This window comes from Paenibacillus sp. MT124, from assembly GCF_058792755.1.
Genome location: NZ_CM179500.1, coordinates 1,470,891 through 1,485,090 on the forward strand (window position 1 = coordinate 1,470,891; position 14,200 = coordinate 1,485,090).

A 14,200-nucleotide genomic window follows, 5' to 3' on the forward strand; every position below is an offset into this window, starting at 1 on the left:
TTTGGACTCTATTGTAACAGGAAATGAGCGGATTCTGTTCTGTTTTCGTCATTCTGTTCTGTAGACAGTGCTATATGATGGAGAACAGATAAAGGAGGGGCTAGCATGGTTGCAGCAGCATTTACAGTAATGTGTCTTATTTTTGGAACAACGTTCCTGGCGATTAAAATTGGGGTCGAGGCAGGCATGCCGCCTTTTCTATCGGCCGGATTACGTTTTATCATTGCAGGTGCATTGATGTTTGCATGGATGTGGATGAAAGGGAAGGTAAGTCTGTCCCTGCTGTGGAGAAAAGAAATGCTACTGACCGGAGCTGGGCTGACCTTTGGTACGTTTGCCACTTTATATTGGGCAGAGCAATATGTCAGCTCAGGGGTTGGGGCTATTTTATCAGCTACCGGGCCGTTGATGATTATGGTAATGCAGACTGCTTTGCTGCGGCAGAAAACCTCTGCCCGCATGATTGCAGGCTGCCTGATCGGTTTCGGGGGCGTTGTGCTTGTCGTTTTACCCGGTGTATCCATTGGCGGGAGTTCACTGTGGTTATGGGGGTGTATCGCCGTACTTGTGGGAGAAGTATGCTATTCGGCAGGCGCCCTGTACTCCAAGAAGGTGATCAACCAGTTCAAGGAAGCAAGTCCCGTAGCGATTAACGCCGTGCAGATGATGTATGGAGGCTTGCTGTTATCCGGGCTCTCGGCGGTGACAGAATCGTGGAGCAGGTCTGGACTTGACTGGGCTCCGGCGATCTTGTCCCTGATCTACTTGACGGTAATTGGTTCAATGGTAGGGCATAGCCTGTTCTACTGGATTATGTCGCGTACCAACCCGCTGTTCCCGGCAACCTGGCTGTACATTTCTCCTCCGATTGCGGTCGGTCTTGGAGCGGTTGTCTATGGTGAACATGTAAGCTGGATCACCTGGATCGGTGTGGTGCTTGTTGTATCCGGCTTGCTGGCAATGAATGAGAACGTGATGAGCTGGCTGAAGAGAGGTAAACGAACCAATTCATTGGTGCAAACTTCCAAACCTGTGGTAAAATAGGAATTGCCTTTTTTACAAGGAATGAGGTGGGGAATCATGTTGAACAAACAAAGACTCGGTGCAATATTTCTGTTCGCGGGCATTGTACTTTATGGCATTATTCATATTGCTGCTGTTATACACATTCCGTTAGTAACTGTCTGGTCCACCAAATGGGGACGTTATTTGGAAGCTGTGTCGGAGACAGGTGGCCTCATCGGATTGGTTGTGGCGATCTTATTGTTTGCTATGGGTGTGGTGTTTCTGTTGACTGTTCTGATTGCTGGTATGAACAAGGGAAAGACGATACAAGAGATCCGGGAACGGAACCGCGAGTTTGATGAGCAGTACGGAAGCAACATACGAGGTTCATATGACGGCCAAGATCGATAAAAGCAGGTCAAAGGGGAGAGTAGCATGATCAAATTTTACGCAACGATCTGTTCGGCATTTACTCTCTCGCTCCTTGCTGCCTGGGTGGATCGCTATCCGAATGATATTGAAACGGCAGCAGTAATGGTGCCTTTCAGCAATCAGTTCCTGACCGTTTTTTTGATTTTATGGGCATTCTATCTGTTTGCAGGTTTGCCACTCATGGCAGTGTTGGACCGTTGTCTCAAGCGAAAAAGCGGGATATGGAAAACAGTCGTTTATTATCTTGTTGGCACTGTCGTAGGCATCTTGGCAATGATTCTGCAGGTTAAAGGTCCCCATAGCGAATCGATTATGATTGCACTGCTGTTTGGTGTCGGAGCTCTGGTATTTCTAATGTTTAATTCATTGTTGGGTTATTTTCGCAGAAGATGGTTGAATTCCCGATATCAATAAAAATGATTCCGAAGATACAACCAAAACAAAAACAGCCTCTGGTTCAGCGAGTTTATTCGCTTCCCGGGGCTGTTTTATTTTACCGTATGATTAGCGTTATCGCATTACTCAGCGTTCAAAACAAATTTCTCAATGACCTGTTTCACGCCGTCTTCGTTGTTGCTTGCCGTAATGTAATCTGCCAGCTCTTTAAGAGCAGGGATCGCATTGCCCATAGCCACGCCAAGGCCGGCAACCTCCAGCATTTCATGGTCATTCCAGGAATCACCGATCGCAATGCATTCGCTCAATTGGTGACCAAAGTGATCTGCCAGGAATGTAAGGGCATGGCCTTTGGTACCTTCGCGATGCATGATCTCGAGGAAGTATGGTTTGGACTTGGTGATATGGACTTCTGGTCCAAGCAATTCACGCAGGTCAACGGCCACTTTATCCAGATAGTCTGGCTCATCGATGATAAGCAATTTTGGTGTTTGTTGTTCAATAACTTTGATGAAGTCCGGCTCGATATGGTACTGGGTACCATTCAGCTTCGCATAATCACGCAGTTTGTCGTTCTCTTCGCGAGCATACAGCTTGTCATCAATGTACGTTTGAAGATGGAGATTGTTCTCCAGGCAGTAGTCGTACAATTTGCGGGAAGCGTCTTGCGGTACATAGCGCTCATAGAGTACTTTCTCGTCCAGCAGGTTTTTGACCAAAGCGCCCTGATACGTAATGATCGGCACGTTTAATCCCGTTTGGCGGGCAAGTGCTTGTGCCGAAGCATAGGCACGTCCTGTTGCCAGGGTAACGACTACACCATGAGCAACCGCTTGCTCCAATGCCGTTTGTGTTGCAGGGGTTACTTCCTTGTTGTCGTTGATGAGGGTATCATCGATGTCAATTGCCATCAGTTTGTAAGCCATTTGAGTTTCTCTCCTTTTATCTGTATCTTAATCACGAACGAATGGATCCATCATTACACCAGATCACTCCAAACGCAGAATCATCTTTCGATCACTGCTATCCCTAGATTTCTTTGAGTCCCTTATGTAAAGGGGAAAATTCAGGGATAGCTTATGCTTCCGATGCAGCTTTCTTTCAGAAAGCTTTTAGGCGAACGCTTTGCTTCTCCAGATTGATTCAGCTTTTTCCGTTAAAGTGTAATAAAGGAATTTGTTCTAAAACTATACTTACATCTAAATCTATTCTTCCAGGAAAACGAGGCCGATAAAGTCCTCCAGCTCCAGGTTACCGAAGTAGTGTTTCACATCAAGGTCTTCAAGTGCCGTACGTACCTCGGATTCCTCATAACGCTTGCCGCGCAGCATATTTTCGATATCCGCTACATCGCCTACACCGAAGAAGTCACCGAAGATTTTGATATCCTCGATTCGTCCATCCTTGATGTTCATGCGCAGATCGATAATGCCGACAGGGAATTTGCGGGTATGCTTCACATTGCTCTCGGGAGACAATCCATAGTTCCAGTCCCAGTTGCTGTAACGTTCAGCGGAGATTTCCTTGATCTTGTCCCAATCCTTCTCCGTGAGTTCATATTGGGGAACATCCTGCGGCTCCATACGGAAGATGTGGCGTAACAGCTCGTCCCGGAATTGTTCGATGGTCAGGTTGCTGTCAATCAGATCCCGAATGTTGGCGACCCGGCTGCGTACGGATTTGGTGCTCTTGGATTTGAATTTCTCGGGATTAACATTCAGGGATGCCTGAACATGATCCAGATTAAGGTCAAACATGAGCGTTCCGTGACTGAACATGCGTCCGCGGGTGGAGAACTGGGCATTACCCGAGATTTTCTTTTCCCCGACTTGCAGATCGTTGCGTCCGGTCAGCTCGGCATTCACACCAAGCTCCTGCAGAGCTTCCACGACAGGCTGGGTGAACTTGCGGAAGTTGTGGAAGGATTGTCCGTCATCCTTGGTAATAAAACTGAAATTGAGGTTGCCCAAATCATGGTAGACTGCTCCGCCTCCGGAGAGACGACGTACAACCTGCACACCGTTATCCTGAACATATTCGATGTTAATCTCTTCGATAGTATTTTGGTGTTTTCCAATAATGATGGAAGGGCGGTTAATGTAAAACAGCAGATAGCTGTCATCCATCGGCAGATGCTTCAAAATGTATTCCTCAATTGCGAGGTTTACAGAAGGATCTGTAATGCCCTGGTTATCAACAAACAGCATGGTCATTCCTCCATTAATGTATGTGAGGGACGATGATCCCTTATGTAGTGTTGCGCCTGCGAATCAAAATTCCTCTTCTATTGTAATCGAATTGTCGTTTGGACACAAAGGAATTGAAGCAGGGAATGCATGGTTTAGGCAAATCAGGATTGACCCGTAACAGTTACGCCATCCATAATAAAAATGACATGCAGAAAGGATGACGGACAAAAATGAGCGGTATCATTGAAGTTTTTGGACATGGTGGTGACGTGGAGACTGCTGCGTCAAGATTTGGCGGGAGTCCTGAGGATTTCCTTGATTTTAGTGCAAACATTAACCCTCTGGGTCCACCCAAGGATGTTCTGAAGGCGTTGGAGCAAGGGATGCGGGCGATACTTCGTTATCCTGATCCTGCACATCGGACATTCAAATCCTTGCTTGGGGAACGCCTCGGCCTGTCAGAGGAATATATATCTATAGGGAATGGAGCTGCGGAAAGCATGGCTCTGATCCTGCTCGGACTCTCTCCCCGGAAGGTGGGCACAGTGGAACCGGGGTTCTCGGAGTATCGTTCATTGTCCAAGCAATTTGGGGCAGAAATGCATCATGTTCTGGGGCAGGAGGAGCTCGAATGGCGAGCAGCTCCCGAAGATATCGAGAGGCTGATGGAGCAGGTGGACCTGCTGTTTCTTGGACAGCCGAACAACCCCAATGGAGTACAGTATCCGGTTGAAGTATTGCAGCGGCTGGCCCGTCATGCAGAGAAGACAGATACTGTCCTGGTGATCGATGAGGCATTTATGGATTTCATTCCTGAAACGCAGCGACAATCCCTGGCTTCCCGATTACAGGATTACCCACAGGTGATCATCATTCGCTCGATGACCAAATTTTATGCCATTCCGGGTCTTCGGCTTGGCTATGCGATTGCACGCCCGGATCTGATTCGTGCCATGACGGAGAAACAGGTAACCTGGAGTGTCAACGGACTGGCACTGATTGCGGGAGAAGCCTGTCTAAGCAGCGGGGAAGCTTTTGAACGGGAGACGTTGAAACTGGTGGCGCTTGAACGAGAGAAACTGGCATCCGGCCTGGAAGCCTGTGGATGCGAAGTGACACGCGGGGAAGCGAACTTCTTGCTGGCACGTGTGCCGCGGCCATGGACAGCGGCAACCATACAAGCGGCTCTGGGGGAGCGGGGAATTCTGATCCGAAGCTGTGCCATGTACCCTGGACTTGGGGAAAGACATATCCGACTGGCAGTGAAGGACGCGAAGTCGAATCTTCGTCTGGTGAACGAAATGAGAAGTGTGAGCGGACAGACGAATCCGGTGCCAACGGGCGGGGGGGCGGAGTAATGGCATTGCCATTCTTGCAGTACTTTACCCATGCAAATGCAGAGCAAAATGAATATACTTCTTCTGCATGGCCCGGGTTAACCATCAGCGCACATGAACGCCATATTCGAGCATCGATCCCTTACCGGGTAAACGCCATTTCGAGTGCCGTGTACGGCGGGGGTATGATCGAGCTGGATCGCATATTCAATATTTATGTAGACAGGCATTATCGTTGTGAGTACCCGCCGCGTGATATTGCAGACCTCCTGAGAGGGTGGGAGGAACGCACAACAGCGTGTGCCGGATTGCTAACAGCCGTTAAGCTTGAGCACACATCGGTTCAGGAAGTTGTGGGCGATGAAGCAGGGATCTTGTGCTGTACGACAGCAGGTGTATCCAATGCTGCGCGTGCAGGCTCCGCAAGAACCGTATTTAATGCTGCAGGGAACATAACTAGCCCAGAGGGCATAGCAGCAGAGTCACCCTACACTCCCGGTACAATTAATATCATGTTATGGATCAACGGCCGCATGACGCCCGGAGCCATGGTCAATGCCATTCAGACAGCAGTGGAAGCCAAAACGGCAGCGCTCTCGGATTGCGGTGTAATGGATGCGGAAAATGGACTGACTGCAACAGGAACGACGACGGATGCCATTGTGCTTGCCACGAGTCAGGGGGAGGGGAAACCACTGATCTCTTACGCAGGTACAGCCACAGTAATTGGGGCAGGTATTGGGCGTGTTGTCTATGATGCCGTTACCGAAAGTTTGCAAGCTGGACAGGCGTGGAAAGAGAGGAATAGCAAGCGATGATATCTCTGAGTCAATGGGCGGACTGGCCCATCTGGGCAGGAATGACAGGGGCATGGATTATTTTGGCAGCATACATACTGGATCGCCTCATTGGAGATCCTCGCTGGATTCCCCACCCGGTAATCGGCATCGGGAAAGGAATTTCTGCACTGGAGCGGACCATACGAAAACGAGTGAGCAGCGATCAGGGGCTGAAACGGGCAGGGCTGCTATTTCCGATCGTCATTGCGGGTGGTTCATTGGTGCTTACTTGGGGAGTGTTATACATCCTTGGACTTGTTCACCCGGTGGTTGCCGTTATCGCTGAAGTGGTACTGATTGCCACCACCATTGCTTCCAAAGGACTGAAGGATGCAGGCATGGAAGTGTATCGTCATCTGAGAGAAAGGGATTGGCCAGCGGCAAGACGTTCCCTTGGTATGATCGTGGGGCGGGATACAGCGCATCTGGATGAACCGGAAGTGGTGAGGGGAACCGTGGAGACTGTGGCGGAGAACATCGTGGATGCCATCGTTTCACCGCTGTTCTATGCCCTGATTGGCGGTGCCCCGCTTGCGATGGCCTATCGGGCCGTCAATACGCTGGATTCCATGATTGGTTATAAAAATGAAAAGTATTTGCATCTTGGCTGGGCCTCTGCTCGTCTGGATGATTGGGCGAACTGGATTCCGGCGCGGCTTACTGCCTGGCTGCTCATTACAGGTGCATGGTTCATGAGATTAAATGCAAAAGGCGCTGCACGCATGGTTCGTCGGGATGCCAGATTGCACCCAAGCCCGAACAGCGGATTCCCGGAGTCTGCCGTTGCGGGAGCGCTGGGTATCAGGCTTGGCGGGCATAACGTCTACCACGGCGTGGCTTCTTTTCGAGCTTATATGGGTGATCAGACACGACTGATGGAAGCAGAGGATATCGTGCGGACCACGCGTTTGATGTTCTGGTCGGCGGGAGCTTTTGTGCTGTTATGCTGGTTGGTAACGTTCGGCATCTGGACAGCAGGAGGTGCACTGTTATGGAAGTAGAATCCGGGAAGCGTGGAACTGAAATGCGGGAGATCATGTTTATCCGTCATGGGACAACTTCTTGGAATGTGGAAAAGAGATACCTCGGACATACGGATATCGGTCTCCTGCCGGATGCAGAGCGGGAACTGGCGCCGCTTCGCCAGTCCATTCGCGGGATCACATGGGATGCACTGTATTGCAGTGATCTGCTGCGCTGCCAGCAGACCGTGGAACAAATCGCTCCGGTACAAGCAGGAGAAGCACAGCTTGATCGGCGTCTGCGTGAGATTGATTTTGGGCAATGGGAAGGGATGACTTACGATGAGCTCAAGGACAATCCGCTCTACCGGGATTGGATTGATGCACCGCAGGATGTGACGCCACCGGGCGGTGAGCCTTGGCAGGCATTTGCTGCGAGGATCGACTCCTTCGTGGAGGAGTGCCTTGTGTCCGTTTCGCCAGGGGAACATTCCGAAGAAAATCATGTTCCTGCGGTTGCCGTAATTACCCATGGCGGTGTCATTCGGTATGCCATGTCACGCCTCATACCAGAACTGGGATTCTGGGATACGCAGGTCATTCCGGGGCAAGCAATTAAGGTTCGGCTTGAAAAAAGGGGAAATAGCTGGGTTTCAAGCAGGGTATCTTTTCCGTGAATCGGGTTGTAAGGATGTGCAATATAACCTATAATCACAACAGAAGTGTGACTTCAGCATGAATACATATCTCGTTATGCGCTTAAGCGCTGATGGATGGTACATGCTCACTTGAATGGTTACAATATCAGCGACCACGGGTCCCTTGTGCGAGCAAGAAGAGCTCATCGAGTTAATGCAAACGATGAACGGCACAATGGGTGAAATAGGGAAGCCGGTGTGAATCCGGCACGGTCCCGCCACTGTAAATCAGGACGAACAGTCCTGTAAGTCAGGTTACCTGCCCTGGACGTACAAACCGGTGTTCCTTCGAGGAAAGGACAGCGTTTCGGGCAATTCTATGTGCATGAACAGCGGGTACGCTGTAGATGTGCAGATCGCCATATGCGAGACGTCATCCCTGATCCTGACGTAAGGATCGGGGATTTTTTTGTTCATATAGGATGAACCTGTAAGCTTTACACTAGACCACTACGATTGCAGTACCATCTTCCGATCGCTGTTATCCCCAGATTTCTTTGATCCCCTTATCAAAAGGGGAAATCCGGTGATAAATGCGAACACTTCGTTTCTTCAGATCGGTTCTGCACTCTCCGTTAACGTGTAAACGCTGCAGTTCAAACCTTATATAGGAACACCAAAGTATGGGGAGTAGGAGTTTGAGCATGTTGCAAGAAATAGTACAAATAGAGAAGGGGAGAATGAACAGAATGAACATCAAGAATTGGAAAGGCATGGCGTCCCTGCTGACAGCAGCGATGCTCACACTGGCTTTGGCTGGATGTGGAAATGCAACAACGAACGAGGGAACAGGTACAGCTACGCAGCAGCCGGCACAGGAGCAATCCCAAGGCCAGGAGCAGACGGATCTCAAAACACAATATCCACTTACGGTAACGGATGCAACGGGTGAAACCTTCACGTTTGAGAAAGCGCCAGCCAAAATCGTATCCGTGTCTCCGGCAGAAACCGAGTCATTGTTCGCGCTTGGACTGGACGAGCAGATCGTAGGTGTATCCGACTATGACGATTATCCGGAAGCTGCAACGAGCAAACCGAAAATGGGCGGTGTGTCGAAGCCAAATGAAGAGTCAATTATCGCAGCTGAAGCAGACATCGTATTTACAGGCATCTCCATGAGCGAAGAGGCTGTGACCAAGCTGCGCGAGCTGGGTATCACCATTTTCAAAACAGATCCGAAATCGATAGACGATGTCATGAACAACATCGAAACGTTCGGCAAAATCACGGATCATCAGGAGCAGGCACAGGAGCTCATCACGAAGATGAAACAGGACGTGGCTGACGTAACCGAAGCGGTCAAGGCTGTGAAGTCGGAAGATCAGAAAAAGGTATATGTTGAATTCTCCCCGGGCTGGACTGTGGGTAAAGGCGAATTCATGGATGAACTGATCACGGTAGCCGGTGGGATCAATGTTGCTTCCGACCTCGTGGGCTGGAATGAAATTAACGAAGAGAACATTATCGCTTCCAATCCGGATGTCATTCTGTACGCCAATGATGTTATTGATGAGAACTCCAAAACATTGGATCAGATCATCAAAGAGCGCAGCGGCTGGGATCAAATCACGGCGGTGAAAGACGATGCAGTCATTGGCCTGGATGCCAATCTGCTGAGCCGTCCGGGCCCACGTGTAACGGAAGGTTTGAAAGCTGTTGCCAAAGCGATCTATCCTGACCTGTTCCAATGAGTAAAAAGCTGGCAGTGTACGGAACAGCTGGAATTCTGCTGCTTGTGCTGACTGTGCTGATCTGTACGGGCATCGGTTCAGTGGCTCTGCCTGTCCGTGACATTGCAGGCATTCTGCTTCATCACATGCCATGGATCGGAGACTGGATCACGCCCGACTGGAGTACGGCAGCCGAGCAAATTATATGGAAGGTCAGGTTCCCGCGGGTACTGCTTGCTGTACTCGTGGGTGCATCGCTGGCTATCGCCGGAGCGGGCTTCCAGGGGGTTCTTCGTAACCCGCTGGCAGATCCGTTTACGCTTGGCGTATCGTCTGGCGCATCGGTGGGCGCTGCTTTTCTGATTTTCTTCGGATTGCAGTATGCACTGATCGGAATCTGGACCTTGCCGCTCGTTGCGTTTCTGACGGGCGTGCTTACATTATGGTTTGTACTCGCCCTGGCTCGTGAAGGGCGAAAAATACCTACGCACAGCCTGATTCTGGCTGGTGTGGTGATGCAAAGTTTTCTGGGAGCGGTGGTCTCCTTCCTGTCGACCATGTCGAAACAGACGATTAACGAAATTATATACTGGACGATGGGAAGTCTGGCTCTGCGTGGGTGGTCGTATACGGCCATCCTTTTCCCGTATTTTATACTGGGTCTGATTTTCCTCTGGAGCCGTGCCCGTTCCTTGAATGTTCTTGCACTTGGGGAACGGCAGGCTGCACATATCGGTGTCCAGGTGGATGGGTTGAAGCTATCCGTCCTTGCCGTAGGAACACTGCTTACCGCCGGGGCTGTTTCGGTTTCGGGTGTCATTGGATTCGTAGGTCTTGTTATCCCGCATATTCTTCGGCTGATTGTTGGGCCTGACTATCGTTTGCTGGTTCCCTTGTCCGCGATTGGCGGAGCCATCTTCATGGTATGGGCCGATACGATTGCACGCTCCCTGCTGGCACCGACCGAAATTCCGCTTGGTGTGGTGACGGCCTTTGTCGGAGCTCCTTTCTTCGCGTATCTGCTGCATCGGAATAAAAAGCTGCGAAAAGGGGTGATGCCATGAGTACAAGCATGAGTACAAACATGGGTACAAGCGTTACCCCAAAGGATCCACTGATTGAAGTTGCTGGAGCAGGCAAAATGTATGGAGAGCACCGGGCACTGCATAACGTGGACTGGCGTGTCACAGAAGGCGAATGGTGGGGTGTCGTTGGTCCAAACGGAAGCGGGAAATCAACGCTGCTCCAGCTCATTGCAGGAACCGAACAGCCTGGCGCAGGCAGCATTCGGATTGCAGGGCGGGAGATTACCTCATACACTCGCAAAGATCTGTCCCGCATGATTGCGGTGCTGCAGCAAGATGGCCTGCCTGCCATCTCTTATCCCGTCCGAGATGTGGTGGAGATGGGACGTTATCCTTATCAGAATTGGTTAGGCAGGGAATCGGCGGATGGAGCAGCCGTGGTGGACCGGGTACTGGAAGAATTGGGTCTAACCGAAATGGCCGACAGGCCGCTCGATGCACTCAGTGGAGGGCAGAGGCAGCGGGTTGCGCTCGCCAAAGTCATGGCCCAGGAGCCCAAATTATTATTGCTGGATGAGCCAACCACATTTCTTGATATCCGATATCAATTGCAATTCATGGAGCTATTATCTTCCTGGCGGCAAAAAAACAAGATTACCATTGTCGCTGTGCTGCACGATCTGAACCTCGCTGCGCAATTCTGCGATCAGATTCTCGCTCTGCGTGAGGGCATGTGCGTAAGCAGTGGAACACCACATTCGCTGATGACGGAAGAGAACATTCGGGATATATTCCGGGTGAGCCCGGCAATGGTCAATCATCCCGATACTGGATTGCCGCAATTGTTGCTGCGGCGAGAACACGAGTGAATGAAAAGCGGGGCAACCCTATATTTTGATGAAGGAAGTGCTGGCGGTATGAATAATGAACAGACGTTGGAACAGTTAATCGATCGGATCGTGGGTCCTAATGAAGAAGTGGCGGCAGAAGCCTCGGCACATGTGGATTCATTAACGAAACCGCCCGGCAGTCTGGGCAAACTGGAACAGCTGGTTATTCGACTTGCGGGGATAACCGGCGAGGCTCGGCCTTGTCTGGATCGCAGGGCCGTCATTGTTATGGCTGCCGATCACGGCGTCGTTGCCGAAGGCATCAGTGCGTTCCCGGCAGAGGTAACGCCGCAGATGGTTCATAATTTTCTGGCAGGAGGAGCGGCCGTCAACGTTCTAGCGCGCCATGCAGGGGCAGATGTCATCTGTGTGGACATTGGCGTGAATGCCGATCTGGAACACCCGGACCTGGTCTCCCGCAAAGTACGCAAAGGTACAGCCAACATGGCGCAGGGTCCAGCCATGAGCCGTGATGAAGCGATCCAGGCGATTCTTGCCGGAGCCGAGGTTGTGGCTGCTGAAGTCGCCAAGGGAACTCAATTATTTGTCACCGGTGAAATGGGTATCGGAAATACTACAGCGAGTGCCGCAGTCATGTGTGCTTTAACCGGAACGGCACCCGCATCTGCGGTTGGTCGGGGAACAGGGATGGATGACGCAGGTTTACAGCGTAAAGCTGCTGTAGTCAGCCGGGCGCTTAGTGTGAATGCACCGGATGCAGACGATGCCCTGGATGTGCTTGGCAAAGTGGGCGGATTGGAAATTGCCGGACTGACAGGTGTCATCCTTGCAGCGGCAGCTCATGGCTGCCCTGTGGTGGTGGATGGGTTTATCTCCACTGCAGCAGCACTGATTGCGAGACAGCTTGCTCCGGTCAGTGTGGAATATATGATTGCTTCCCATACCTCGCATGAAAGTGGACATGCTGCGCTTCTGCGCGAACTTGGCCTCAAACCGATGCTGGATCTGGACATGCGGCTGGGTGAGGGAACAGGTGGTGTGCTCAGCCTTCATTTGATCGATGCGGCTTGCCGTATTCTGAATGAGATGGCCACATTTGCAAGTGCTGGTGTATCGGGAGGCTCGAATGAGAATGGGCGCGCGGATGACTCATCGACAGCTGCTTCGACAGTTCGGGGAGAGGTATCTCCATGAGCGTACTTGTAACGGGCGGGGCAAGGAGCGGCAAAAGCTCCTTCGCCGAGCGTCTCTGCATGCAGCGCTCCTCCGAGGCCTGGTATGTCGCAACCGCACAGGCGTATGATGATGAGATGCGTGAACGGATACGTCTGCATCAGAATCAGCGGGATGAAGTTGGGTACCTGTGGCATACCGTGGAGGAACCCTTGGCACTGCCAGAACTCATTACAAGAATGGGAGAATCGTATACAGGATCGTCAGCTCCGACCATTTTGGTGGATTGCCTGACGCTCTGGTTGACCAACGTCCTGCTTACCCATGAGCAAGAGCCTGAGCAGGTTGTTCTGGATCATATGAATGCGCTGGTAACCGCCATCAAGTCCTATCCCGGGCTGCTTGTCCTGGTTACGAATGAAGTGGGGGACGGCATTGTACCGGAGTATGCGCTTGGCAGAAGATATCGGGATCTGGCGGGCATATTGAATCAGCGAGTTGCTGCCATTAGCCGCGAGGTTTTCCTGGTAACGGTAGGGATTGCAATGGAGCTGAAGAGCAAGGAGTATCGCTTATGAGCCATGACGGTAACGGCAGCCAGCAAAATCATGAGAATAATAGCGGTGGCGTCAATACGAATCAGGTTAACCATGGCCCTGCTCTGGATGCGGAGAATGTAAACAGACTGGATCAAAAACATGCGGCTGCGGCCGCTTTTCAATTTTTGTCCCGTTTTCCGGTGAAAATGCAGATTGACTTCGTTCCGCCACTGCTGCGGGAAAGCGTAGTGTATTATCCGCTGGTCGGTGCGGCCATTGGCTTAAGTGTCTGGATTGGTGGCGCGCTTACAGGTGCACTGCTGCCATCGTTCCCTGCGGCTGTATTGACCCTGACCCTATGGGTATGGCTTACGGGGGGACTCCATCTCGATGGCTGGATGGACACAGCAGATGGCCTGCTCAGCTATCGTACCCGTGAGCGAATGCTGGAGATTATGAAAGACAGCCGCGTTGGAGCCATGGGCGTGATTGCCTGTGTGCTGCTGCTCATGATGAAAGCAGCCTTAATTGCTGATTTTATCGCACGTGGGAACTGGCTGTATGGAGCACTGCTGATTCTGCCCATGATCTGGAGCCGCTGGTTCATGGTATATGCCATTTCGGCTTGGCCGAATGCCAGGGGGGACGATGGACTTGCAGTTCTGTTCAAGGGCCTTGGTGAACGAAAAGAAGTCCCGCGGGCACGGAGCGCTGCGGTTGGACTGACCATCCTGGCGGCTGTCATTACACTTGCCGCGGTGTGGATCTTTCAGCCAGGCAGCAGTATGGTAGAAATGCTGGCGATGGACAGGGGCCTTGGGACATTACCTTGGTGGCTATATCCTATTGCAGCTGCCATTTTGGTACCGCCGGCGGCGTATCTCATCGGCAAGTTCGTTGCCGGACGCATCAGCGAGAGGCTGGGCGGACTTACTGGAGATACATATGGTGCGATGAATGAGCTGCTGGAAGCCGCTCTGCTGACGGTGTTAAGTTTGCTGCAGGGATTATTTTTGTTATAGGGAACGAACGGAAATGAGCAATGTGGAGCATAACGCGAAAGAGCTGAGGTGATTGGAACGTG

At 51.3% G+C, this 14,200-nt stretch carries 15 protein-coding genes and 1 riboswitch; of the genes, 13 read left to right on the forward strand and 2 right to left on the reverse strand.

Annotated elements, in window-relative coordinates; all coding sequences use genetic code 11:
* Positions 1-105 precede the first annotated feature (105 nt).
* The 3 genes from AC3RCI_RS06775 to AC3RCI_RS06785 are packed head-to-tail and all read left to right on the forward strand — an operon-like array spanning position 106 to position 1,851.
* Positions 106-1,044, forward strand: coding sequence for a DMT family transporter (locus AC3RCI_RS06775; RefSeq protein ID WP_492528129.1), 939 nt, complete (start codon positions 106-108; stop codon positions 1,042-1,044).
* A gap of 36 nt (positions 1,045-1,080) precedes the next feature.
* Positions 1,081-1,416: a hypothetical protein gene (locus tag AC3RCI_RS06780; protein ID WP_154892550.1), complete on the forward strand. Its 336-nt coding sequence runs from the start codon at positions 1,081-1,083 to the stop codon at positions 1,414-1,416.
* A 24-nt stretch (positions 1,417-1,440) separates the two neighbouring features.
* Positions 1,441-1,851 (forward strand): hypothetical protein, encoded by a 411-nt coding sequence (locus tag AC3RCI_RS06785; protein WP_154892549.1) that lies wholly within the window; start codon positions 1,441-1,443, stop codon positions 1,849-1,851.
* A gap of 104 nt (positions 1,852-1,955) precedes the next feature.
* Here AC3RCI_RS06785 and AC3RCI_RS06790 read toward each other — a convergent pair whose 3' ends face one another.
* Together AC3RCI_RS06790 and lplA are read right to left on the reverse strand one after the other, a co-directional pair.
* Entirely contained in the window at positions 1,956-2,759 is an 804-nt protein-coding gene (locus AC3RCI_RS06790; protein ID WP_095289219.1) for a Cof-type HAD-IIB family hydrolase, read from the reverse strand.
* A 279-nt stretch (positions 2,760-3,038) separates the two neighbouring features.
* Positions 3,039-4,040, reverse strand: coding sequence for a lipoate--protein ligase (gene lplA / locus AC3RCI_RS06795; RefSeq protein ID WP_154892548.1), 1,002 nt, complete (start codon positions 4,038-4,040; stop codon positions 3,039-3,041).
* Positions 4,041-4,261: 221 nt separating this feature from the next.
* Between lplA and cobD the strand changes: the two genes are divergently transcribed.
* The 10 genes from cobD (at position 4,262) to cobS (ending at position 14,138) form a co-directional block, all read left to right on the forward strand.
* Positions 4,262-5,380 carry a threonine-phosphate decarboxylase CobD gene (gene cobD / locus AC3RCI_RS06800; protein WP_492529822.1) on the forward strand — a complete coding sequence of 373 codons (1,119 nt, stop codon included), beginning with the start codon at positions 4,262-4,264 and terminating at the stop codon, positions 5,378-5,380.
* A complete protein-coding gene (locus tag AC3RCI_RS06805) occupies positions 5,380-6,177 on the forward strand; it encodes an adenosylcobinamide amidohydrolase (RefSeq protein ID WP_492528131.1) in 798 nt (265 codons plus the stop codon). The genes cobD and AC3RCI_RS06805 overlap by 1 nt, the downstream gene beginning before the upstream one ends.
* Positions 6,178-6,218: 41 nt before the next feature.
* A complete protein-coding gene (gene cbiB, locus AC3RCI_RS06810; protein WP_492529824.1) occupies positions 6,219-7,199 on the forward strand; it encodes an adenosylcobinamide-phosphate synthase CbiB in 981 nt (326 codons plus the stop codon).
* Entirely contained in the window at positions 7,190-7,837 is a 648-nt protein-coding gene (locus tag AC3RCI_RS06815) for a histidine phosphatase family protein (RefSeq protein ID WP_492528133.1), read from the forward strand. The genes cbiB and AC3RCI_RS06815 overlap by 10 nt, the downstream gene beginning before the upstream one ends.
* Before the next feature lie 172 nt (positions 7,838-8,009).
* A riboswitch (cobalamin riboswitch) is annotated at positions 8,010-8,138 on the forward strand.
* Between the two features lie 409 nt (positions 8,139-8,547).
* Complete coding sequence (locus AC3RCI_RS06820) at positions 8,548-9,549, forward strand: ABC transporter substrate-binding protein (RefSeq protein ID WP_492528135.1); 1,002 nt, start codon at positions 8,548-8,550, stop codon at positions 9,547-9,549.
* Positions 9,546-10,592, forward strand: a complete 1,047-nt coding sequence (locus tag AC3RCI_RS06825; protein ID WP_095360590.1) for a FecCD family ABC transporter permease — start codon at positions 9,546-9,548, stop codon at positions 10,590-10,592. The genes AC3RCI_RS06820 and AC3RCI_RS06825 overlap by 4 nt, the downstream gene beginning before the upstream one ends.
* Positions 10,589-11,422, forward strand: a complete 834-nt coding sequence (locus AC3RCI_RS06830; RefSeq protein ID WP_492528137.1) for an ABC transporter ATP-binding protein — start codon at positions 10,589-10,591, stop codon at positions 11,420-11,422. The genes AC3RCI_RS06825 and AC3RCI_RS06830 overlap by 4 nt, the downstream gene beginning before the upstream one ends.
* Before the next feature lie 48 nt (positions 11,423-11,470).
* Positions 11,471-12,598, forward strand: a complete 1,128-nt coding sequence (gene cobT / locus AC3RCI_RS06835; RefSeq protein ID WP_492471663.1) for a nicotinate-nucleotide--dimethylbenzimidazole phosphoribosyltransferase — start codon at positions 11,471-11,473, stop codon at positions 12,596-12,598.
* The gene (cobU, locus tag AC3RCI_RS06840) at positions 12,595-13,155 is read left to right on the forward strand and encodes a bifunctional adenosylcobinamide kinase/adenosylcobinamide-phosphate guanylyltransferase (RefSeq protein ID WP_492471664.1); all 561 of its coding nucleotides are present in this window, start codon (positions 12,595-12,597) and stop codon (positions 13,153-13,155) included. Before cobT ends, cobU begins: the two co-directional genes overlap by 4 nt.
* Positions 13,152-14,138, forward strand: coding sequence for an adenosylcobinamide-GDP ribazoletransferase (cobS, locus tag AC3RCI_RS06845; protein WP_492528139.1), 987 nt, complete (start codon positions 13,152-13,154; stop codon positions 14,136-14,138). The genes cobU and cobS overlap by 4 nt, the downstream gene beginning before the upstream one ends.
* The last annotated feature ends 62 nt before the right edge of the window (positions 14,139-14,200 follow it).